The sequence below is a fragment of the Winogradskyella litorisediminis genome, from assembly GCF_042675765.1.
Lineage (GTDB): Bacteria > Bacteroidota > Bacteroidia > Flavobacteriales > Flavobacteriaceae > Winogradskyella > Winogradskyella litorisediminis.
The window spans coordinates 667543-691367 of sequence record NZ_JBHTJL010000009.1; the positions used below are offsets into that span (position 1 = coordinate 667543).

At 34.2% G+C, this 23825-nt stretch carries 20 protein-coding genes; 6 read left to right on the forward strand and 14 right to left on the reverse strand.

What is annotated here, in order from left to right; genetic code table 11:
• Positions 1 to 6: 6 nt before the first annotated feature.
• From ACFQ1Q_RS05290 to ACFQ1Q_RS05335, 10 genes are all read right to left on the reverse strand, one after another.
• Positions 7 to 1254, reverse strand: coding sequence for a hypothetical protein (locus ACFQ1Q_RS05290; protein ID WP_386128713.1), 1248 nt, complete (start codon positions 1252 to 1254; stop codon positions 7 to 9).
• Between the two features lie 23 nt (positions 1255 to 1277).
• Complete coding sequence (locus ACFQ1Q_RS05295; RefSeq protein ID WP_386128715.1) at positions 1278 to 5162, reverse strand: CUB domain-containing protein; 3885 nt, start codon at positions 5160 to 5162, stop codon at positions 1278 to 1280.
• Positions 5163 to 5164: 2 nt separating this feature from the next.
• Positions 5165 to 6217, reverse strand: a complete 1053-nt coding sequence (locus ACFQ1Q_RS05300; protein ID WP_386128717.1) for a hypothetical protein — start codon at positions 6215 to 6217, stop codon at positions 5165 to 5167.
• 114 nt (positions 6218 to 6331) lie between these two features.
• Complete coding sequence (locus tag ACFQ1Q_RS05305; RefSeq protein WP_386128719.1) at positions 6332 to 7999, reverse strand: tetratricopeptide repeat protein; 1668 nt, start codon at positions 7997 to 7999, stop codon at positions 6332 to 6334.
• A gap of 43 nt (positions 8000 to 8042) precedes the next feature.
• A complete protein-coding gene (locus ACFQ1Q_RS05310; RefSeq protein WP_386128721.1) occupies positions 8043 to 9002 on the reverse strand; it encodes an ABC transporter ATP-binding protein in 960 nt (319 codons plus the stop codon).
• A 71-nt stretch (positions 9003 to 9073) separates the two neighbouring features.
• Positions 9074 to 11230, reverse strand: coding sequence for a prolyl oligopeptidase family serine peptidase (locus tag ACFQ1Q_RS05315; RefSeq protein WP_386128723.1), 2157 nt, complete (start codon positions 11228 to 11230; stop codon positions 9074 to 9076).
• 97 nt (positions 11231 to 11327) lie between these two features.
• A complete protein-coding gene (locus ACFQ1Q_RS05320) occupies positions 11328 to 12317 on the reverse strand; it encodes an aspartate-semialdehyde dehydrogenase (protein ID WP_386128725.1) in 990 nt (329 codons plus the stop codon).
• A 144-nt stretch (positions 12318 to 12461) separates the two neighbouring features.
• Complete coding sequence (mscL, locus tag ACFQ1Q_RS05325; protein ID WP_386128727.1) at positions 12462 to 12869, reverse strand: large-conductance mechanosensitive channel protein MscL; 408 nt, start codon at positions 12867 to 12869, stop codon at positions 12462 to 12464.
• Between the two features lie 87 nt (positions 12870 to 12956).
• Complete coding sequence (alr, locus tag ACFQ1Q_RS05330; RefSeq protein WP_386128729.1) at positions 12957 to 14063, reverse strand: alanine racemase; 1107 nt, start codon at positions 14061 to 14063, stop codon at positions 12957 to 12959.
• Complete coding sequence (locus ACFQ1Q_RS05335) at positions 14056 to 14703, reverse strand: thymidine kinase (RefSeq protein WP_386128731.1); 648 nt, start codon at positions 14701 to 14703, stop codon at positions 14056 to 14058. Before ACFQ1Q_RS05335 ends, alr begins: the two co-directional genes overlap by 8 nt.
• 207 nt (positions 14704 to 14910) lie before the next feature.
• On the opposite strand from ACFQ1Q_RS05335, the gene ACFQ1Q_RS05340 reads away from it, so the two are divergent.
• Together ACFQ1Q_RS05340 and ACFQ1Q_RS05345 are read left to right on the forward strand one after the other, a co-directional pair.
• Positions 14911 to 15651 (forward strand): hypothetical protein, encoded by a 741-nt coding sequence (locus tag ACFQ1Q_RS05340; RefSeq protein WP_386128733.1) that lies wholly within the window; start codon positions 14911 to 14913, stop codon positions 15649 to 15651.
• A 3-nt stretch (positions 15652 to 15654) separates the two neighbouring features.
• On the forward strand, positions 15655 to 16011 hold the full coding sequence (locus ACFQ1Q_RS05345; RefSeq protein ID WP_386128735.1) for a DoxX family protein: 357 nt from the start codon (positions 15655 to 15657) through the stop codon (positions 16009 to 16011).
• On the opposite strand, the gene ACFQ1Q_RS05350 is transcribed toward ACFQ1Q_RS05345, so the two are convergent.
• Both ACFQ1Q_RS05350 and ACFQ1Q_RS05355 read right to left on the reverse strand, forming a co-directional pair.
• The gene (locus ACFQ1Q_RS05350) at positions 16008 to 17036 is read right to left on the reverse strand and encodes a DUF7933 domain-containing protein (protein ID WP_386128737.1); all 1029 of its coding nucleotides are present in this window, start codon (positions 17034 to 17036) and stop codon (positions 16008 to 16010) included. The two genes, ACFQ1Q_RS05345 and ACFQ1Q_RS05350, sit on opposite strands and share 4 nt — an antisense overlap.
• An 11-nt stretch (positions 17037 to 17047) precedes the next feature.
• A complete protein-coding gene (locus tag ACFQ1Q_RS05355; RefSeq protein ID WP_386128739.1) occupies positions 17048 to 19372 on the reverse strand; it encodes a hypothetical protein in 2325 nt (774 codons plus the stop codon).
• 92 nt (positions 19373 to 19464) lie between these two features.
• Here ACFQ1Q_RS05355 and rsmI point away from each other — a divergent pair, with 92 nt between their 5' ends.
• From rsmI to ACFQ1Q_RS05370, 3 genes are all read left to right on the forward strand, one after another.
• Positions 19465 to 20133 carry a 16S rRNA (cytidine(1402)-2'-O)-methyltransferase gene (gene rsmI / locus ACFQ1Q_RS05360; protein WP_386128741.1) on the forward strand — a complete coding sequence of 223 codons (669 nt, stop codon included), beginning with the start codon at positions 19465 to 19467 and terminating at the stop codon, positions 20131 to 20133.
• A 73-nt stretch (positions 20134 to 20206) separates the two neighbouring features.
• Positions 20207 to 21562, forward strand: a complete 1356-nt coding sequence (locus ACFQ1Q_RS05365) for a dihydrolipoyl dehydrogenase family protein (protein ID WP_386128743.1) — start codon at positions 20207 to 20209, stop codon at positions 21560 to 21562.
• Positions 21563 to 21573: 11 nt separating this feature from the next.
• Positions 21574 to 22152: a uracil-DNA glycosylase family protein gene (locus ACFQ1Q_RS05370; protein WP_386128745.1), complete on the forward strand. Its 579-nt coding sequence runs from the start codon at positions 21574 to 21576 to the stop codon at positions 22150 to 22152.
• A gap of 18 nt (positions 22153 to 22170) precedes the next feature.
• Here ACFQ1Q_RS05370 and ACFQ1Q_RS05375 read toward each other — a convergent pair whose 3' ends face one another.
• Positions 22171 to 22362, reverse strand: coding sequence for a hypothetical protein (locus ACFQ1Q_RS05375; protein WP_386128747.1), 192 nt, complete (start codon positions 22360 to 22362; stop codon positions 22171 to 22173).
• Between the two features lie 292 nt (positions 22363 to 22654).
• A complete protein-coding gene (locus tag ACFQ1Q_RS05380; RefSeq protein WP_386128748.1) occupies positions 22655 to 23257 on the reverse strand; it encodes a carboxymuconolactone decarboxylase family protein in 603 nt (200 codons plus the stop codon).
• Positions 23258 to 23389: 132 nt separating this feature from the next.
• Between ACFQ1Q_RS05380 and ACFQ1Q_RS05385 the strand changes: the two genes are divergently transcribed.
• Positions 23390 to 23821 (forward strand): OsmC family protein, encoded by a 432-nt coding sequence (locus tag ACFQ1Q_RS05385; RefSeq protein WP_386128750.1) that lies wholly within the window; start codon positions 23390 to 23392, stop codon positions 23819 to 23821.
• The last annotated feature ends 4 nt before the right edge of the window (positions 23822 to 23825 follow it).

The following is a 23825-nucleotide window of genomic DNA, read 5'->3' on the forward strand; positions in this document are numbered from 1 at the left end:
GTCGTACTAAAATTTTATAAAAGTTTTTCCGTTTAAAGTCATTTGGTCATCTCTTACAACTTTTAATTCTTCATTATAAACTTCGACTAAATCTTTATCGAAAATTATCATGTAAAGTTTTCCATCTAAAATAGTTAAATCGTAAGTGGCATTTTCATAAGAATTTTTCTTTTCTTTAAAAGTTAGGGTTTTGCTTTCTTTAAAATCTAAGGTTACTTTTCCATTCGGTGATTTCCAGAAGCCGTTTAATTTTCTGCCATAGAGACGTTTTTTCGCCTCTAAAATTTTATTTTTTTTTACTGCCAATTCGTCTCTTGAAATAGCAGTGTCAGTATTACTTGTTTCGTTAGTGCTACCTTCTTTTTCATAAGGTTTTCCGCTTATGTACATTCCCCATTTACTTCGTTTTAAACGTATAGATTTATTTTTTCCTTCTCTAGGAATAAGTGCAACAACAATTTCATCGCCATAGTTTGTAGAAAATTTAAACTTCCCTTTATTTGTTTGGTCTTTTTTGGCTAAATAGTTTTCATAGGTTCCATCTTCGTTAAACACGTAATGTTCTCTTCTTTTTTCTTTATCCGTATTACGGTTCCATTTACCAACGATTCTTGTTCTAATTCCTTTAATAAACTCGATATCTTGTAATTTGCTTTTATAATTACTTAGTCCTGTGGGTCCATATTTAGATTTTCGATAGTCGGTAATGCTTTGGTCGCTTAAATCTTCAATATCTTTTGCCCAACCATTAGAAGTATTTACGTAATCTACGTTATGGGTAATGGTTTGTCCAGCTTTAAACCCTAGGGCCTTACCTGCTTTTGAAATATTTAAAAGTCTAAATTGAAAATAAACGGTCTGTGCGTTATTTTTTGTTTGGTGCTGACGCACTTCAATGACTTTATCTACTTCAACTAAAGCTACAGCAATATAGTTTTTAAAGTTGTCTTGTGTTCTGGTCTGTGCGGCAACCAAGTCGTTACCGATGTAAGTAAGTTTAGTATCAATGACTTTTTTAACAGGATTTACAACCGTGTATTCTAGAACAACCGCATTTTTAAGCTTGGCTAAAATATTAGTTTGATCTTCAGTAATGCCATTATATCTTGCAAAAATTGGAATATTAAGTGTTTGGTAACCGTCTTTTTGGGCAATAAGCATGGCTTGGTCATTGGTTAAAACATTGGAATTATTGATTTGTGAAAATACAGCTGTCTGAAAGGCGATTAAAAAAAGGAATAAGATTTTTTTCATAATATATGGTTGTATTGAATAAATTAATATTTTATAATTTTCTTTTCTAGTTTATTATTTCCGTTCTTAATTTTCAACACATAGATACCGTCTTGAAGATTAGTTAAGTCTAGTTCACTAGGAACGGTTTCTAAACTCATTATTTTTTTACCTAAAGCATTGTACAACTCTAATATTCCTTCTTGGTATTGAGATACAATAAAGATTTTCCCGTTGGTGGGGTTAGGATACACTCCAAAAGATGATGAATCAATGCCATTAGTTGACAACGTTTGGAAGAAAAACTCCTCTGTAACAACTGAACTCCAGTTTCCATAAAGGTCTTTAAACTGAAAATGAATCAAATTTGTAGAACTTGGCTGAAGATTTGAAACATCAATATCCTCAATTAAAGTTAGCGTTTCATTCTGAGTAACCTCGAGAGAAACTCTATTGTCATAATCGTCATTAAACCAATAGCGATAACCTGTAATTACGTTTGTACCTAAGCCAGATGGCTTGTTGTTATAAACATATTCTGAAGTAATTGAAGACCACAGTCCTTTTTTATCTTTAAATCTTATATGAAATGTATTTAAACCTATAGCTAAATCACCGACACCCTCATTAATTCCTAAAACAAATGGGTTTGAATTATTTCCAGCACCAGAAATCCTCGACCCATAATCATCATTAAACCAATATTCGTATTCCGTAATCTCATTATTTAAACCTCCTGTTGGCTTCTGTACGTAAATATATTCTGAAAGCACTGACGACCACAACCCTATTTTATCTTTTGTTCTAATATGAAGTGTATTTATACCATCATTGAGATTTAGCGTACTCGCTTGCACATTGATATTAAGAGAGTTTACAGCACCGAAGTTATTTTCATTTATCGCATTAGAATAATCATCATTGAACCAATATTGGTATTTTACCATACTATTTGGATTTCCTTCCGGGGCAATATTAGCAACATAATTTGCCTCAAAACCTTGAAATTCATTTACATCATCAGATAAAAAACGAATTAACATAGCTCCGCCTGTAGAATAAATTTTACTAGGAAGATTTGAACCCGAATAAGATGTAAAAGGGTACGAAGTGTTTGGCCCGTCATAAACGACTATACCATCTTTGCCAAGTTCTGTATCTAAGAATGTAATATCAAGCTCTATTGACGTTGCATTTTCTGGCTGTATTAACCATCGGCAGTCCGAATTTGAATTATAATTTCCTGTGCTGCTTCCGTCAGTAATAGTTCCTGATGTTGCTTCTAATATGGTTGTACCTGCACAAAAGTCATCGTAAGAAGCTTCGTATGTAAATTGCCAGCCAGAATCTGTAATAGATGAGTTAGTAACGAATTTCACAAATAAAGAACCATTACTAGATTGCAAAATGAGAGGCAGCAATTGATTACCGGTATAAAAACCCATTGGTTCACCATCATCGTTAGTACCGTCATAAATCTCTAAGTAATCATTGTAAATTGTACCGTTTCCATCATAAGTTGGAGCTTGAAGTTTCATATCGTCAAAAACAACACGTATCGATGTTGCGTTATCTGGCTGAATTAACCAAGAACAATTGGCATTATTCCCATAATTATCTGTACCACTACCGTCAGATACTATGCCAGTCGAATCAGTTAGCGTTGTAGTACCAATACAAGGAGCAATACCATCTGAAGTATAACTAATAGCCCAACCCTCAGAGGTTGTAACATTATTCGATGTAAACTTTACAAATGCGGTACCCGAATTTGCTGTAATTGTTGATGGTATTGTATCACCTGTATAAGTGCCAATTGGCGGTGCATTTTCATCTAAACCGTCGTAAATTGTTACAATGTCTTGATTGTCCTCTATATCTATAAATTGAAAATTTAAGTTTATAAATGATGCGCCTTCTGGGGCAATACGCCAAGTACAGTTACTGTTGTTTAAATAGTTTTCACTACCACTTCCATCATCAAAGGTTGCAGATGCAAAAAACAACTCTGTAAGTGAATTACAGTTTTCATTTGGAACAGAACCTGAATAGTCAAGACTCCAACCTTCACCTACATTAGAGGCATCAGTAATAAACTCTACAAAAACAGCACCAGTTGAGGATACAATCACATTTGGAATCGATGTACCTGAAAAAACGCCTAAGGGTGATGCCATATTGTCTAAACCATCATATAACCTCACTGTATCACCATTACCTAAATTAAAGGATGTAAAATTAATAGATACTGACGATGCTCCACTTGGAGCAATTGTCCAAGAACAATTTTGATTGTTATTATAGCTTTGATTTAGACTGCCGTCTTCAATAGAACCTTCTAAATCATTAAGAACTATTCCCGTGCTACAAAATTCATTCGGATTTTCTAATAAACCGACAGCATACCACGCATTAATTATTGAATCTAAGTCATCTTGATTAAAATTGTATTGATTAGTCTCAATCCATAAAGAAGCCAAACTTATAGAAACATTTTTTACATCCTCAAATACAGAATCATTATTTAAATCAGGACTTGATATTATTTCATAAACCAACCTCTCAGCTTTTGCAAATGAATCAAAAGACTTGACAGAGTAGCTACGTCCTTTTTGATTAATTCCATTTAAAGCCTCACTAGTAAATTGGCGATTTCCAATCAAATAAAACCAATATGTAATTATTGAGCAGTTAGTGTGTATTCCGCCATTATCATTTTGAGAATTTGTATCTACCCAGCAACTAGTCGAATTTGATAAGGAAATACAGTCACCAGTGCTAAAAACTTCACAATTTAGATTGGAATATTCATATGTGTCTGGCTGACGATAATCAAAGCAATACGATTCATCTTCTGTAATGACAAACTCATAGGTTTGCTCTAAACTTGTTGGATTAGATAATAACCTTAGAGGAGGAGTTACCCCTCCATTTGTATCTGGCAAATTAAAATCACCGATTCTCCAATTTAAATCGTTGTCAGGATTTGCATAATTATTAATACATACAGCGAATATATCTCCGAATGCCTCTTTGAGCGCGCCAGTCTCTCCAAAATTATTCTTAAAGACTCCCTTAAAATCTGTCACCAAATGAGAATACTCGTGACCTACAAAATCTAAAGTAGACTGAGCATCTTTTTGTAATTGATCCCCAAAACCGTAGAGTAAAAAATTATTTGACGCTATAAGTGAACTTGATTCAGCTTTTGCATTATTTAATAGAATGGAATTGCTTCCTAAGTATAGATGAGAGTTGAATGCTTTCTGTCCAAACCCATCAGGTCCAGCCCAATCAAATTTTTCGTTGAAATAATCGTAAGCTACTTGAGCACCAAAAAAAGCATCTAAAGCGGGATTCTTTTTATTTATAAAAGTAAAATCAATAATTGTTTCGTTACTGTTGTAATTATAATTAGTTGTTGGTTGATTAATAGTAATTTCTGCGATTAAGTCATCACTTGTGAAACTATCTTCATCATAAACTCTAATTATTAAAGGAAAATGAACAGGTATGGATAATTGAACAAATCTTGGAAATGCAAATTCATTGTAAACTAAAGAAGTCAGAATATTATTTTCAGAATCTTCAACTTGAAAATAAACATCGGGATAATCACCATATTCTCCTAAAATTCCACTAGAATAAAGATTTTCGTTTATTGAGGTAATATTTACTTCACTAATGAAATATACATTATCAAAACTGTTATTAACTGAGCGAATAGGAAATCTGGTCACTGCATTTTCATCAAATGTATAAAATTGGCTTATTTGCCTTTCGCTATCATATAAGGTTAATTTATTATCCTCTTGATAGACTTCAATATCTCTTATCCCGCTATAATAAGTATCTACTGTAGTAGTTACCATTTGCCCATAGCTTACTAAACCTATTAGGGCAATACCTAGAAAAATAATATATCTCATAATTAGTTGCCTTGCGCTTGTACTTCGACTTCTATCTGTAAGTTTCCGTTTTCATCAGTAGTGCCTGATATATTTTTTGAAATAATATGCGGATTAAATGGTATAGAACCATCTTTCCATGGGAAACGGCCGCCGTAGATACCAATTTGACCACCGTCTGTTGCTGCTGCTATTAACGAAGTGCCGTCTAGGAGAGTTAAATCAAATTCATAACTATAATTAGCAGATGAAAAATAATTAGTAAATATTTCTGATGGTGTGTAAGTCGATGAATTTATATTACCGCTAGAGATATTGCTACCACTTAATCCATTAAAATTAATTCCAAAATTATTTCTAATTGAGCTATTTACAGTTCCTGAAAGCGGATTGTCATCAAGAAATATATTGTTTGATATGTTGCAACCATTTGCGCCCAAGACATCGTCCTGAAAAGTATTTGAATAAAAAAAAATATTAGATTCTATAGATATATTTTTAGCTCGGTTTGACTTGGTCAGGATAATATTATTATTAATTAATCCAAAAGGCTGAAAACCGTTAATATCCAAAACGCTAAATCTTCTTAAAATAGACCTTACCACTAATAAATTTGATATTGTACCAGTATAAGTTAGTAAATCATTAGGCATATATACCCTATCAATTATTAAGCCGTTTATGTCCGAATCTATTCTTACACTTGCGCAATCATTACTATTGCAATTGACATTAACAAAGCTTATACCTGTAAGTGTACCTCCACCGCCATTGCCATAAACTATAACCCCACGATTCCCATCACCATCAGCAAAGATAGTTGCACCCGTCGCAGATGTTCCTTCAGGGTTATGTCCAACTCCAATGATGTGCAATCTTTTATTTATGATTCTTTCAATTGAAAATGAACCAGCAGGAAAATATAATGTATCACCTTCCACAGCTGCATCAAATGCTTCGTTTGCTTCAGAAAAAAACTGAGGTGTATTATTGTTTTGTACCGCAATTAAACTTTGACAAAATGCATCTAAAAAACAGAAAGAACTTAAAGCAAAAACGAGTAGACATTTTTTCATTTGGTTGTAAATTAATGATTTATATTAAAACAATACTACTTAAAATCTGTAACCAAACCAAAATTAAAAACGACTTAATTTTCTTACAAACAAAGTTTCACCCCAAAGGGTAAACTAATCTTTATGGGTTGTATAGCTCTCATTTTCTTTATGGTAGAGGTCTATAGCATTTTTCTGCCTAAATACCTCTTCTTCGTTTTTTAATTTTCCGTACAAAGATTTACGCCAGTTTTTAATGGTATCTATCGATTTAAAGAAGTGCTCCGCTAATTCTTTTTCGGATAGTCCTTCGACAATTTGTAACCATAACAAAAGTTCTTTTTCTTTAAGGTTATATTTGTTAGTGAGATAATTATTAAGTCCTTGTTGGTAAGCATCTTTTAATTTTTGCGCGTTAAATTTCCGTTTTATTCTATTGTATAAAACCAAAAGAAGAATTGCAAAAGCTACTAGCGCAGCGATGGCAAAGATTAATAGATAGCGCTGTTTAGTTTTTAATTCTAATTCCTTTTTTAGCACGAGCGCTTCATTTTGCGCTAGTTCTTTTTCCTTTTTCTCTAGTTCGTACTTGGCGGAAATATCCGCTATTTTCTTTAAATCATTTTTAATGTATAATGAATCTGAAGTCTCTGCATACATTTTTAAGTATCTATAAGCTTTATCATTAATTCCTATATTGGAATAATTCTTAGCTATTTCCTTATAAGTGACGTGATAATCTTCATCTGGTATTTTTGGCAAGAAGCGATTCGCTTCTAAAATACTTTCTTCTGCTTTTATTATAAGTTTTTGTTCTAAGAGTAAATTGGCTTTATTTAGATTAATAAATGTAATTCGACTTGAATCGTTTAAAGTTTTTGATAGTTCTAGTGCTCTGTTAAAACTTGATTTTGCTTCATCCAATTGATTGAGAAATTTATATTGTCGACCAGCATTTACTAAAGCTTTAGACAGTTGTTCTTTATCACCAACAAGTTCGGCATATGCCTTAGACAACATAAAATTGTCTAAAGCGTCTTGATGATTCTTATATTCGTCATATAAAACCCCGAACAAATTGTAAGTGTTCATTAAGCCAGAATAGTCTTCGATTTCTTTTCCAATTTTCTCCGCTTCCACCAAATTTTTCTCTGCTTCTCTATACATGTTTCGCTTCAGAAACGTAGTTCCTAGTTGGTTATACGAATACAATTGATAATTTTTATTATTCTGCTCATCTGCTAACTCCAACGTCTCCAAAAAATAATTTGTAGCGTATTCTAATTTGTTCGCATTCAACGCATTTATACCTAAGTTTATATAACAATTAATTGTTTGCTTTTCATTTTTTACGTCTTTTAAAATCTCTATTGCCTGTAGGTAAAGACTATCTGCCCTTTCAATTTCATTTTGTCTGGCATAGAGCGTAGCAAGGTTAGATAACAAAGCGCCTTGATAGCCTTTGTCATCAATCTCATTAAATATGGCTAAGCTTTTCTTATAAGACGTTTCAGATGTATTAAAATCTCCGCTAATGAGTTGAAGTGTGCCTTGCATTCGGTAACCTAAAGCTTCATATTTTTTAGTTTTACCCTTTGAGAACTCTATAAGACTATCATTATAGGTTGTGGCCAGGTCAAAATTGGTGTAATAGGCCGCTATTCCTATTTCTGCTAAAATCTTTGCTTTTGTGGTGTCTATTTTGGCTTTTCGAAACTCAACCGTTAGACTGTCTATTTTGGATTGTTGCGATAAACTAAAGGTTGTAAGAGAAAGGAATAAATAAAATAAAAAGTTTTTCAAATCAAAATCTTTAAGGTTGGACTAATAAATATACTGGAAATACTTATATGTTCATCAAAAATTGAATTTTGGTCTGTTTTTCAATTTCGGAATGATGCTGAATAAAAATAGATTTTGAGATATATTCAACTTCAATCAACCAAGATTCACCATTAAAATAAGAATTCTTTACTACACCTTTCAAACTTGAGCTGAGCAGTTCGGCTTCGCTCACTGACCACGAAGTTGAAGTGTCAGATTTTTCTACAATTTGAAGCTGATGTGCATAATAAATTTTACCATCAATCTCATTAAACTCATCAAAAAACGAGGCAATCAAAGGTAATTTCGGGTTGTTATATAAGTTTTGTGGTGTGTCCTTGGCAATGATATTTTTTTGGTCTAAAACTAGCATTTCATCTGCGAAACCAAGAACATCATTATTATCGTGCGTGGCAACGATGCAAGCAATATTATTTTCTTTTAAATAGGAAAACACACTTCTACGGAGTGATTGTTTTTTAAAATTATCGATATGGCTAAACGGCTCATCGAGTAATAAAATTTCAGGTTGTTTTGCTAAGGCGCGCGCTAAAGCCACACGTTGTTTTTGCCCGCCGCTGAGGTTTTTAACCTTTGTTTTAGAAAAATCTTGAAGTTCTACAACTTTAATGAGTTCAGTCGTGCGTTTTTGTTTCTCTTCGGGATAGAAGCGTGATAAATACTTTCCTATATTTTCTTCGACCGTAATAAAAGGCATCAAATCGAATTCTTGCGACACATACTTCATAAAATCGTAACCGATTACCAAGTTATGTTTTGGTCCTAGGATTTGGGTGTCCTTCCAAAAAATGTCGCCTTGGTCTAAATCATATTCGCCATAAATGAGTTTCAAAAGCGTACTTTTCCCTGAGCCACTTTCGCCAATAATCGCTAGATTTTTACTTTTTTTAAGATTAAAAGTTATGTTTTCTAATACCCGATTTTTATTGTAACCGAAGCTGATATTTTTTACTTGAAGCATTATGCAAAAATAAGACCTACAAAGCTATTACCACTTTGTAGGTCAAGTTTATTATAGTCTTTGTCAAGAACTTAATCCTTAAAATCTTGATTAGGCAAGTTGGTAAAACCCATATTAAAAAGCGTAAAACCATAAATATCTGCGTATTGTTCTATGGTTTTACTTACTGGTGTTCCGGCACCATGTCCTGCATCTGTTTCAATTCTTATAATTGTTGGGTTATCTCCTGTTTGCTTTGCTTGTAACTCTGCAGCAAATTTAAAACTGTGCGCAGGTACCACACGGTCGTCATGGTCTCCTGTTGTAACCATAGTTGCAGGATATGACGTTCCATCTTTTACATTATGAACAGGTGAGTAGCCTTTTAGATAATTAAACATTTCTTTACTGTCTTCGGCAGTTCCGTAGTCGTATGCCCAACCTGCACCTGCAGTAAACGTGTGGTAACGTAACATATCTAAAACACCAACAGCAGGCAATGCAACTTTCATTAAATCTGGACGTTGTGTCATGGTCGCACCAACTAATAATCCACCATTAGAACCACCGCGTATTGCCAAATAATCTGATGAGGTGTATTTTTGGTCAATTAGAAATTCTGCTGCAGCAATAAAATCGTCAAACACATTTTGCTTTTGCATTTTTGTTCCGGCGTCGTGCCATTTTTTTCCATATTCTCCACCGCCACGAAGATTTGGTACTGCATAAATACCACCTTGCTCCATCCAAACGGCATTAGCAATACTAAAACTTGGTCTTAAACTAATATTAAAACCGCCATAACCGTAAAGTATTGTTGGATTTTTTCCATTAAGCTCTAAGCCTTTTTTATGTGTAATAATCATCGGTATTTTTGTGCCATCTTTAGATTTGTAAAATACCTGAGTACTTTCATATTCTTCTGGATTAAAATCGATGTCTGGTTTACGAAACAACTCTGACTCACCACTTTCAATATTATATTTATAAATACTTCCTGGTGTTACATAATTTGTAAAAGAATAATACAATTCTTTTTCTTCTTTTTTGGCGCCAAAACCACTTGCTGAACCTACACCAGGCAAGTTAACTTCTCTCACTAATTGACCATCATAATCGTACTGAAGAACTTTAGAAACAGCATCTACCATATAGGTAGCAAAGAAGTAACCACCACCAGTTGATGGACTTAGTACGTTTTCCGTTTCAGGAATAAAATCAACCCAGTTTTCAGGTGTTGGATTTGACGCATCAACCGTTACTATTTTTTCATTAGGCGCATTCATATTTGTCATTATATAAAGTTTAGAGCCTACATTTTCTATAATATTTGAATCTGTATCGGTGTGGTCTAAAATGGTTATAAAATCTGAATTTGGATTAGTTAGATCTTTAATCAAAAGCTTGTTTCCAGAGGTAGAAACTCTTGGAGTGATAACTAAATAACGGTTATCTTCTGTGACACCACCATAAATATATCTATGTTTTTGCTCTGGTGTCCCTCCATAAATAAGTTCGTCATCAGACTGTGGCGTACCTAATTTATGATAATATACCTTGTGTTGGTCCGTTTTTGCAGACAATTCACTTCCTTTTGGTTTATCATAACTTGAATAATAGAAGCCTTCATTTTTGTACCAAGACATGCCACTAAATTTAATATCGACGAGTGTGTCTTCAACAATTTCTTTAGACTCCACGTCCATAATTAAAATTTTTCGCCAATCGCTACCACCTTCAGAAATAGAATAGGCTAAAATTTTTCCGTTTTTCGAAAAACTTGTGCCTCCAAGAGAAATTGTACCATCTTCTTTAAATGTGTTTGGGTCTAAAAAAACCTCGGCAGAACTTGGGTCTGCGCCGTTTTTATAACGGTAAATCACATACTGATTTTGTAAGCCGTCGTTTTTATAAAAGTACGTGTAATCACCTTCTGTAAAAGGAGAACCTATTTTTTCATAATTCCATAATTTAGATAATCGATTTTTAAGGTTTTCTCGGTATGGAATGTTTGCCAAATAATCTTGAGTTACTGCATTTTGGCGCTTTACCCAATCTTCTGTTTCTGCGCTCCTATCATCTTCAAGCCATCGATATGGATCATTAACTTCTTCACCAAAGTATGTGTCTACGTGGTCAACTTTTGCAGTTTCAGGATATTGAACTTTTATAACTTCTTTAGATTGTTTTTCGTTTTTACAAGACATAAAAAGGATAGTTGCAAGTAACAAATAAGGAATTCGTTTCATGGGTTTAGTGGTTTGATTTTAAATAAAATTAATCAAAAAAGCACCCAACTGAATAAGAAAAGTGCTTTTTAAGATTTTTTTATGTTGAATATTAAGCTTAGACCAAACTATTGGCTACTAAATATTCGGCGATTTGTACAGTATTTGTTGCAGCTCCTTTTCTTAGATTATCACTAACTATCCACATATTTAATGAGTTGGGTTGTGACATATCTCTACGAATGCGACCTACAAAAACATCGTCTTTGCCGTTAGCATACATAGGCATAGGATAGGTGTTGACATCCGTGTTATCTTGTACTACAACACCATCAGTCGCACTTAATAGTTCACGCACTTCTGTTAAGTTGAAATCATTTTCAAACTCAACATTTACTGATTCGCTATGACCACCAGCTGTTGGAATTCGAACGGCAGTTGCAGTTACGGCAATAGTATTATCATCTAATATTTTTTGAGTCTCGCGGACTAACTTCATTTCCTCTTTGGTGTATCCTGTTTCTTCAAAAACATCACAGTGTGGAATTGCGTTTTTGGCAATTGGATATGGATATGCCATTTCGCCCTTTATGCCTGCAATTTCATTTTCGAGCTGTTCTACAGCTTTAACACCAGTTCCTGAAACGGATTGATAAGTCGAAACAACCACACGTTTCATTTTATATTTTTTGTGAAGTGGTGCCAAAGCCATCACCATTTGTATGGTTGAGCAATTTGGGTTGGCAATAATTTTATCGTTTTTTGTTAATTGATTGGCATTAATTTCTGGCACAACTAATTTTTTGTCCAAATCCATTCGCCAAGCAGAAGAATTATCAATCACAGTAGTGCCAACTTCTGCAAATTTTGGTGCCCATTCTAAAGACGTACTTCCACCAGCTGAAAATAATGCAATGTTTGGTTTTTGATTCACAGCCTCTTGTAAACCAATAACCTTAATGGCCTTGTTTTTATAGTTGATTTCCTTACCAATAGAACGTGCTGAAGCTACTAAAAGCAACTCGTCCATCGGAAAATTTCGTTCTTCTAAAACCTTAAGCATTACGCTACCCACAAGTCCGGTAGCACCAACAATAGCAACTTTCATTTTCATGTTTTTTATAATAAAGCAAAAGTAATTGATTTAGGAAATGACAAAGCGTAATTTTTAAAATTATAACAAAAAAGACCCTGACTGTTACATCAGGGTTTGGTTAAAAATATGTAAAGTAGCGGTGACGCTAGCGTTAATCTATTTTTGGTTTTTAAGAAGTTCTTTAATGTCTGCTAAAAGCTCTTCTTGAGTTGGTCCTGCAGGCGCGGCTGGTGCTGGTTCTTCTTTTTTCTTCGTTTTGTTAACGCCTTTCACTACCATAAACATTACAAAAGCTACGATAATAAAGTCAATAACGTTAGTCAAAAACGTTCCGTATTCTAAAAATACTTCGCCAACAGTCTCTCCTGCATCATTAACTGTACCTTCTTTAAGTTGATACCTTAAATCTTTAAAGTCCGAATCAAATACGAGACCAATTAATGGCGATACAATTCCGCCAGTAAATGAGGATACAACTTTGTTAAAAGCGGCACCCATTACAAAACCAACAGCAATGTCTACGAGGTTGCCTTTCATCGCAAACTCTTTAAATTCTTTAAGCATAATATTAAGTTTTTAGTTAGTTAATGGCTTCTAATTTAGTTAAAAAATTAACATCTTTTGAGATGAAGAAGAATTTTCTTTCAAAATTTAATAGATAATATATCTTTTAACACGCTGAGATATAGCGGTTAAAATTTCGTATGAGATGGTTTTTGCAGATGCCGCCAATTCTGAGGCTTTGTGTTTTCCGTCGAAAATAATCACCTCGTCACCTTCGTTACAATCAATATTAGTTACGTTTACCATAATCATATCCATACAAACATTGCCAATGATTGGTGCTTTTTGATTATTAATAAATACAAACCCTTTCTCTTGTCCAAATTGTCTCGAAATTCCATCCGCATGACCAATAGGAATTGTTGCCGTTTTTTCGAAACCCTTTGATGTGTACGCCCGATTGTAACCCACAGTTTCTCCTTTTTCAATATGATGAATTTGAGAAATAATCGATTTTAGTTGAGCTATTGGCCTAAGGTTGCTGTCTTGTTCTGCAGAATTTCCAAAACCATAAAGTCCAATGCCGCAGCGCACCATATCTAAATGCGCTTCAGGATAATTTATTACGCCAGACGTATTGCTTAAATGTAGCCAAGGTTTATAATCAGTCTGACTTTCAAAATTTGTAGCTATAGATTTAAAATCTTTAATCTGATTTAAAGTAAATTCTCTTTCATTTTTATCTTCACTCGCTGCTAAATGCGAAAACAAGGATTTTGCTTTTACTGATTGTGTGTTTTTTAGCTTTGACACAATATAGTCAACGTCACTCTGCCAAAACCCTAAGCGATTTAAACCCGTATTAAATTTTATATGAACAGGATATTCCTTTTGTTTTTCGGCTTCAGTTACTTTAATAAATTCATTAAGAATTCTTGCACTGTACAAACTTGGTTCAAGACAACGTTCTATAATAGTTTTAAAATTTACCACTTGCGGATGCAGCACTAAAATAGGCGCTATAATACCAGCATCTCTGAGGGCAACACCTTCATGTGCGTAAGCCACAGCAAAATAATCAATATTTAATTTTTGGAGATGTTTTGCAATTTCAACCGAATCACTACCGTAGGCAAACGCCTTTACAACGGCTAAAAATTTGGTTTCAGAATTGAGTTTCGATTTTAAGTACTCAAAATTATGCGTTAACGCATTCAGGTTAATTTCTAAAACTGTTTGTTGAGCTTTAGCCATCAGAATTTTGGTCTTTTGCCGCTAATTCTTCAGCATCTTTTACCTTCATTTGGCGTACCTTTTCGCGAAGCATACACTTGTAATAAGCAGCTCTGCTCAGCGGTTCATATTCGTCAACCTCGCCAAGTAAAACCAAATCTTCACTAGCTGCTTTACGGTAACTGTATTGTGCCAAATTTCCTGTTTTGGTACAAACGGCATGTACTTTGGTAACATATTCTGCAGTTGCCATAAGGTTTGGCATTGGTCCAAAAGGGTTACCTTTAAAATCCATATCTAAACCAGCAACAATAACGCGAATACCTTTATTGGCCAAATCGTTACAAACTTTTACAATTTCGTCATCAAAAAATTGCGCTTCGTCAATACCAACCACATCACAACCATCGGCCAAAATTGGTATGTTGGCTGCAGCAGGAACTGGAGTTGACCTAATCTCGTTAGCATCGTGAGATACTACTTTTTCTTCATCATAACGAACATCAACGGCAGGTTTAAAGATTTCAACCTTTTGCCTAGCAAATTGCGCACGTTTTAATCTTCGGATTAATTCTTCTGTTTTACCAGAAAACATAGAACCGCAGATAACTTCTATCCAACCAAATTGTTCTTTATGATTTACCGTATTTTCGAGAAACATTTTGTAATTTTAGCACTAAACGAATGATTTTTTTCGTTTGTATAAAGGTGGCGCAAATTTATTAAAAATCAAAAGTTATTTCGGCTTACCTGAGAAAATTAAAAGCTAAAATTTAGAAGAATGAAACAATCTTTAATTAATAATGAAATTTGTAATTCATTATAATTAAATGTTCTATCTGACATAAAAAACAATAAAAACATACAGATGAAAAAGAAATTAGAATCAGAATTAATTAGCATAGCGCATAGGATTCTAAAACTTACAGGAAAGGAAGACGTTAATCGCATGCATGCGGAAGTTGCTGCACTTTACGAAAAACTTACGGTTTTAAAATTTGCACAAGAAAATTTTGAAGATGATTTACCAACCATTGGTAACGATTCTTCATTTTTTGGCATGTTAGATACAGCATTTAACAATAAAATTAGCGACAATATTGAAGTTGAAAACAAGGTCTATGTTGATTTAGACGAGCGCGAAAATGATCGTATCATTGAACCTGTGATGAGCAAAATAAAAGATATGGTAGCGTTTATGCCAGACGAAACTATTGTTGAAGATTCTATAAAAACCGAAACCAAAGGACAAAGCAAAACTATTGCTTTTGAAACTATAAGTAAGGATTTTGCCAACATGCCAGAATTTGAGCCTGTTGAGACAGCCCAAAAGCATCAAGTAGAAATTAAAGTAAAATCATTAAACGACAGACTAAAATCTGGTGGACTAAATATTGGTCTAAATGATAAAATTGCATTTATCAATCATTTGTTTGAAGGTAAAAGCGAAGATTACGATCGTGTGATTTCTCAAATAAATACGGCAACATCATTACAAGAAGCACAAGACTTTGTGCAAAAATTAGTGAAGCCAGACTATAATAACTGGGAAGGCAAAGAAGAATACGAAGAGCGTTTTACACAAATTATTGAAGCTAAATTTGAATAATTAATGCTCACCAAAAAAATTATCTATTGGGTAGCAACTCTTGTGCTTTGTGGCATTATGCTTTATTCTGCACAGATGTATTTTAGAAATACAGAAATGGTTGAAGGTTTTTTTAACATGCTTAATTATCCAACTTACTTTGTCATTCCGTTAGCCGTTTTAAAAGTACTCGGCGTTGTTATGATTTTATGGCGAAAAAGCCGATGGCTTACCGAATGGGCTTATGCTGGTTTCTTTTTTAATTTGGTTTTAGCAACTGCGGCGCATTATTATGCTGGTGACGGCATTTTTGGCTTTTCGTTGTATGCTTTGATAGCTTTATTTCCGTCTTATTTTTTAGGGAAATATATAAGGGATTAATAATTTAAGTACACAAAGCCACTTAGTGGCGCGTCCGAATTATTTAACTGAAGTATATAATAATATGTACCAATTGGAAGTTTTTCTGATGAGGTAAATATGCCAATATTGGCTTGACCTTTCCAGTTATTTTCATAATTATTTTGTTGAAAAACTAAAGTGCCATATCTGTTGAAAATTTTAATGGAATTATTTTGGTAATCTTCAATACAAGGAATTATTAATACGTCATTTTTATCATCATTGTTTGGTGATATGCCTTCAGCAATTTGCAAGCAATTTGAAATGTCTACTGAAGCACTACTTTCATTATTGTGTTCGTTTCTGTCTTGTTGGTCAACATAATTCAAAATAACAACATTCACTAAGTCTTGAGATGAAATAACTCTTACTGTAAGCTCTAAAGTTTCGGTTGTATTTGGCGCTAAGCTTTCAATTGTCCAAGTGTAAACGTCTTCATCAAAAACTCCAACTGTTGTAGTTGCTGAAATAAATTGATACGCAAGCGGAAGTTGTTCTAATATTTCAACTGAAGTTGCTGTTGTGGTACCCAAATTTGTTGCCGTAATCGTAAAAGTGACTTCTTCGCCAATGTTAATTTCAGTTTCTGAAACTGTTTTTATAACTTCAATATCTACATCGCTCATATCCTCAATAACCGTTATGGTTGCACTGGCTTGAGACGCATCTGCATTATTAATTTCAGAAAAATTAGAAAATGTATTGGTGTATGCTCCAACAATGTCTGAAGTCACCAAAACAGAAAAAGAGAGATTTGCCGTGCCTTCGGTTATTGTTAAGTTTGAAACACCTACAGAAGAATCACCAACATCACCGATAAAATTGCCTGTACTGCCATTTGAATTTTCCCAAAACGGACTGCCTGCTAAAACAACACCTAGTGGTAAATTATCGAGAAACATGACATCGGTTTGCATGGGATTGCTAGCTAAATTTGTAATTGTAAACGTCAACAAGCTTTCTTCTCCGACGATGATTGTTTCTGGCTCAAATGCTTTGGTCACTGCAGGTGCAACTATTTGTACATTACTAATAGATAGGTTAGTTCTGGAGTTAGTTCTTCATTATTTGCAGCGCTAACAATGGCTTCGGCGATATTATTAAACGCACCACCAAAACTTGGGGATAAAACAGGTATTCTAATCTGCACGGTTGATCCAGCATTCATATTTGGTATAACTCCACTAATAGTGTTTCCAGCACTCGAAAAGTTTGCAATACAAGTAGCGTTTCCTGATGTCACAGTACATGTTGGTGTACCTAATTCAGAAAAAACAGAATTTAAGGTGTTTTCAAATAAGACATCTTCAGCCTCAGAACTTGTTACACTGTTGCTGATATCTATGACCCAATCAAAAGATTGGTTAACTCCAACTTGTGTAAATTCAGGATAAGTCTGAACAATTAAGTCTATACAAGGTGCAAATTGGGTATTGGCAAAAGCTCTATTGTTTAAAGGATTTGTGTCTTCTATAGCGTTTACATATTTAACTTCAACCCCGTTTGTAGCTGTAATATCATCATCACTGCATTCAGGAATCCATTCAACAGTAATTTCAAAATTAACAGAACTATTTGCAGGCAATTCCCAATTATCTTCGGGTAAGATTTCCCAAAAAATGTCTTCTTCGCCATCTTCCGGTTCGCCATCTAATTGTACATCAATATTGCTGTGCAAAATTTCAAAGCAACTGGCATTTCCTGTTGTACTAACGCATGAAATGCTTCTTAGAATTCCTTCAACAAATTCATTCTGATTATCTGGCATAAAATCTCTAAGCTCAATAATAGCGTTAAATTCACTATCGTTTAAAACTGAAATTTCATAGGTCACTTCGCCCCAAGGTGCTAGATTATTTGCTGGATTAATTTGAGTTTTTGTCACGGTTAAATCGGCAAATGGGCAAGGTTCTGCACTTGGCAAAATTAAAATTTCTTCATCTAAGTTATTTTCTGGAACAATATCTACAATATCTACATCTAAAATATTTGTTGCACTTCTAATTCTTGCTTCAACGCCGCTACTATTTATAGTACAACTGGGTTCGATAAATTCAATGGTACTAATTATGTTTATCGTAGAATTTGGTTGCATTACAAAATCATTACTTTTCCAAAGTTGACCGTCAATAGTTAGAGTTAAATTATCACAAGAAATATCACCAGTTGTAGAAATACATTCTAATGATGTAACGCTCCAAACCGGAGGAAGAGACAAATTCTGAAGAAAGAATCGCATTGGAGTTTCAATTGGCCCATTGTTACAAACAGTAGTTTCAAGAGTAATAGGAACGTTATAATCTAATGATGTACCGAGCGTTGGATTTATTTGCTCTGTCATAATGCAGATATCCACGATTGGGCACGATTCACTTTCTATCAAATGAGTTGGCACTGAGTTAGATGCGTTTTGAGAGATATTGGCATGGTTTAATTCTATTGTAATAAAACTATCAACATTCATTGGACCAATTTCCGAACTGCAGTTAGGTTCTAAGTATTTATAAATAACTTCGAAAGTTAGACTTACGCCAGAAGTAAAAACATGTTGGTTGTTATAAGAAAAAACAGATTGCGTACTTGTAATTGCAGTTGTGCTTGAGGCTACACTAGATGTATCAATACATTCAGTGCCATTAGTCGCAGATAAACATTCAATAGAAACAAGACTTACATTTGGGTTTCCGAAATTGACGTCTGAACTTAAAGTCAGATTTCCAGAGAAACCTTCAAGTGGGAATTCAATACTACTATTATTTGTAATGGTAAACCGATACGTTACATTATCGCCCCAAGCTGAAATTGGCGCGCCACCCGTAGGATTAATTTGGCTATGCGTTACCGTAAAATCAATGACTACATCAATAACATCAATGGAAATTATTGATGAATTATTTGAAGCGTTACTATCAATAACGTTATCTGGAGCAGTAACTATTGTCGTCAGTGCAATACCACCCAATTCTGTTGGTGCATTAACATTTATAAGTATTTCAACACTCGAATTATTTGGCATATTCGCAATACTTCCAGTCAAAACATTACTAGCATCTAAATTGAAATTTGAAACATCAGAAGTACCACCAACACTGTTTTGTGAAACAAATGAGTTAACAACTAAATCATCATCAAAATCAATTGAAACAGCACTGTTTGAAACTGCATTTCCAGAATTGACAATTGTAACTACGTATTGAAACTCTTCATAAATAGTAACCTGAGAAATAGGGTTTCCAGATAAGTTTTGAGCTTCTGCTATAACGGATAAATCAGTTGTCTGCGACGATAACAAGAAAGCATTAAAAGCTAAAAATAAGATGAGACAGATTAATCTTTTCACAGGTTGGTTTTGCTTAGTAGATGTATATTCTTAAGTAAGGTTGCGTTAAGATATAGAAAAGATTGTAAATTTGATTTATAGCCAATTGATATATGAAGTTATACCTCGTACCAACACCAATAGGAAATTTAAAAGACATGACATTTAGAGCCGTTGAGGTTTTAAATGATGTCGATTTGATTCTCGCCGAAGATACTAGAACTTCAGGAAAACTATTAAAGCATTTTGAAATTTCTACTCAAATGCAAAGTCACCACATGCATAACGAACATAAAACAGTGAAGCATTTGGTCGAGAAATTAAAATCAGGCATGTCGATAGCTGTCATTAGTGATGCAGGCACACCAGCCATATCGGACCCAGGTTTTTTACTAACGCGTGCTGCTGTAGAAAATGGTATTGAAGTCGAATGTCTCCCAGGTGCAACCGCATTTGTCCCAGCATTGGTTAATAGCGGATTACCAAATGATAAATTTGTATTCGAAGGTTTTTTACCCGTAAAAAAAGGACGTCAAACCCGATTATTGCTTTTAGCTGAGGAAACCCGAACCATGATTTTTTACGAAAGTCCGCATAAACTCATAAAAACATTAGGGCATTTTGCCGAGTATTTTGGAGAAGACAGACAAGTTTCGGTGTCGAGAGAACTCACAAAACTTTACGAGGAAACAGTTAGAGGAACAGCAACAGAAGTTTTGGCACATTATACCAACAAGCCACCAAAAGGCGAAATTGTTATTGTAGTTGCTGGGAAAGCGTAAATAGGTTAATTATTAACGCATTGCGATTACATCGTTGAAGTGTTTCTATTAATTTTGAATAAAATCTTTAATCATGAAAACCAAACACTACGATGTATTTGTAATTGGCAGCGGTATTGCTGGGCAAACTGCAGCCGAAAAAGCTGCAAAAACAGGAAAAAAAGTAGCCATTGCAGATAATCGTGAGTATGGCGGAACTTGTGCTTTGCGCGGTTGCGACCCAAAAAAAATAATGCTTCAATTTTCCGAAATTCTTCAGCAGTCTAAACAACTTAAAGATTTAGGGGTTAAAAAACTACCCACAATAGATTGGAAAAAAGTACAGAAATTCAAAACTTCATTTACAAGTGCTGTTCCTGTATCAACAGAAAAAGAATTACAACAATTAGGAATTGATTTATACCATCAATCACCAAAATTTTTAAGCGAATCAGAAATTAGTGTAGAAGGTAAAACGATTTCAGCAGATAAATTTGTGATTGCAACCGGTTTGGTTCCAAGAAAATTAGAAATAAAAGGCAGAAAATATCTCAAAACAAGCGACGATATTTTGCAGCTAAAAAAAATACCAAAATCAGTTGTATTTATTGGTTCTGGCTATGTTGGTATGGAGTTTAGTAGTATGTTAAACAGTCTTGGTTGCAAGGTAACAATGATTGATAGCAGCGATGAAATTCTTAATGTTTTTGATAGTTACTTAACCAAAAAATTACGGAAGGAATTAAAAAATAGAGGCGTTACCTTTCATTTTAACACCGATGTTATCAAAATACAAGAACACACAAAAAATTACAGCATTGTTTTCCAAAAAAATGAAGAAAAGCATCGCATAAAGGCACGTATGATTTTTAATACTGCTGGTAGAGTACCAGCTATAGGTAATTTAGATTTAGACAAAGCGAATGTAGCGTATGATGATAGCGGTGTTTTAGTAAATAATTACCTTCAAAGCACAACTAATAAGAACGTGTATGCTTGTGGCGATGTATCGAGTAAATCTTTGCCATTAACACCACTTTCTGGCTTGCAAGGTCACATTGTTGGCTCCAATGTGATTAAAGAAAATTCTGAAGAATTTACAAATCCTTTGGTACCTTCGGTAGTATTTACGCATCCACAGTTGGCAAGCGTAGGTTATTCTGAAAGCGAAGCAATAAGCCGTTACAAAAAAATAAAGGTTTACAAGGATGATGTTTCAAATTGGTATAATGCAAAAAAAGAAAATGCATCAGCTTACGCCTTTAAAATCATAGTTAACGAGCGTACAGACGAAATTGTTGGTGCTCATATTTTAAGCTCAAAAGCAGCAGAAACTATTAATTTGTTTGCGATGGCTATTAATAATAAAATGACTGCGGCCGAATTTAAACGTCAGATTTTTACTTATCCAAGTTATGCTAGTGATGCTAAAAGTATGTTAGCAAATTAGAATGTTGTAGTTTGAAAGATTTACTATCAGAAATAAAATCTTGCACAGTTTGCAGAAATCATCTGCCACTTGGCGCTAACCCGATTGTAAGTTTTTCTGAACATTCTAAAATCATTTTATTGAGTCAAGCACCAGGAAGAATTGCCCATCAAAAATCGAAAGCTTGGGATGACCCAAGTGGACGAAAATTAAGAGAGTGGCTAGGCGTTAACGATACTCAGTTTTACAACCCAGATAATTTTGCCATATTACCTATTGGGTTTTGCTATCCCGGAAAAGCAGCAACAGGCGATTTACCACCAAGACCAGAATGTGCCCCGTTGTGGCACGACAGAGTTTTAAGCGAACTTAAAAATGTAAAATTGACGTTGTTAATTGGTGGATATTCACAGAAGTATTATTTAAAAGATAGAATGAAACGAAACTTAACGGAAACTGTTTCAAATTTTGAAGACTACTTGCCTAAGTATTTCCCCATTCCGCATCCATCACCAACCAATCGGTTTTGGCGCGCAAAAAATCCTTGGTTTGAGGAGTTGGTGGTGCAGGAGTTGCAGGAGAAAGTGAAAGATATTTTAAAAACTTCCTGAACCAGAAAAGAAGTCTATTCACTTTTTGTTACTTAAATTAATGATGGTCTTTGTTTTAGTGTTTTTTTCAAAACTTTCAATTTCTTTGAGAGTAGCATTTGGATGAAGTTTTTTATGCAACCATAGCCTTAAAAATCTTCCCAAACTTAATACTTGACAAAGCCCAATCACTCCACTTGATATTGCACCAATTATAAAATACGTTTCCATGGTTTTGATATTTTAAGCTAAACAAAATCACATAATTTGAACTTTCCGAGGCGTGGTTTCCTACTGCCTATATAAGCAAAACACTTTTTAGCAGAATGAAATTCGTAAATCGCAAATGGTAATTTTTGTTTCATTTTAATTGTTTTATAACTAAGCTTAATTACCTAGACACCTATATAACGTATAACAAGCTAATCTGTTTAACTTTTAAAAAAAAAATCTTGCCAGAAATGGCAAGATTTAATTTAATCTATCTAAAAGTCGCAATGCGACAGTCTAAAAATCTTAATGTCTAATATCTAGACCCATCATGTTTCCCAACCTCAAAACCATGCTTTCCTAAATATTGGTTGCCACTTTCTATAGCGCCTTCTTCCATGGTTGTTCCCATAGAATCGTTCCAACGGTTTAGGTAGCCGAAAAGCGAAATAACACCGAGCATTTCTACGATTTCACCTTCGTCCCAATGTTTGTAAAGACGTTCTTTAATCTCGGCATCAACAGCGTTTGGTACTTGGCTGGCTGCTAAGCTAAAATCTAAAGCAGCACGTTCTGCTTCAGAAAATGCAGGATGTGTTCGATACTCCCAAATATTATCTAATTGCTCTTGCTCGGCACCATAACGTTCCGCAGCTCTTATAGCATGCGCTTGGCAATAACGGCAACCTGTAGCGTTACTACTTACCCAAGCTATCATACGTTTTAGAGCTGAAGTTACGCGTCCTTCATTAGCCATTACGGCTTTGTTCAAATTTATAAACGCTTTAGAAATTGAGGGTCTGCGCTGCATCGTTAGTACAGAATTTGGGCAAAACCCAAGAGTTTCGTTAAAGAATTCTGCTAATTTTTTGGTTTCTAAATCGTGTTCTGGAGATAACGGAGTTACTAATGCCATAGTTTAAAGTCTTAATTTTTTGAGTGCCTAAAGTACTTAATGTCATATGCAATGCAAAACATATTTTTAGGATTACCCAAATAAACGCGTTTAACTTATTAACTTTAGGCGTTTCTAATATATAATTTTAAAATGGCAGATAAAATTACCACACACTGGAAAGGCGGATTAACCTTTGTATCAGATAATCCAAGCGGGAAAAATGTAACTATGGACACCAATGTCGAAGGACAAGATGAACGTTTTGGATTGTCTCCTAAAGCTATGATGCTTTCATCATTGGCTGGTTGTTCTGCGCTAGACGTTATTTCAATTTTAGACAAAATGAAGTCACCAATTGACGATTTTAAGATTGAAGTATCTGGCGAACTTACGGATGAGCATCCAAAATATTACCATAAAGTAATTGTAGATTATCATTTTTATGGCTCAGACTTAGATAAGAAAAAGTGCGAAAAAGCGGTGAAATTATCTATAGAAAAATACTGCGGTGTTATGGAAATGTTTCGTCAATTCGCTAAAATTGAAACTAATAATCATTTTCATATTTCCACTAAAAGATAGAGCA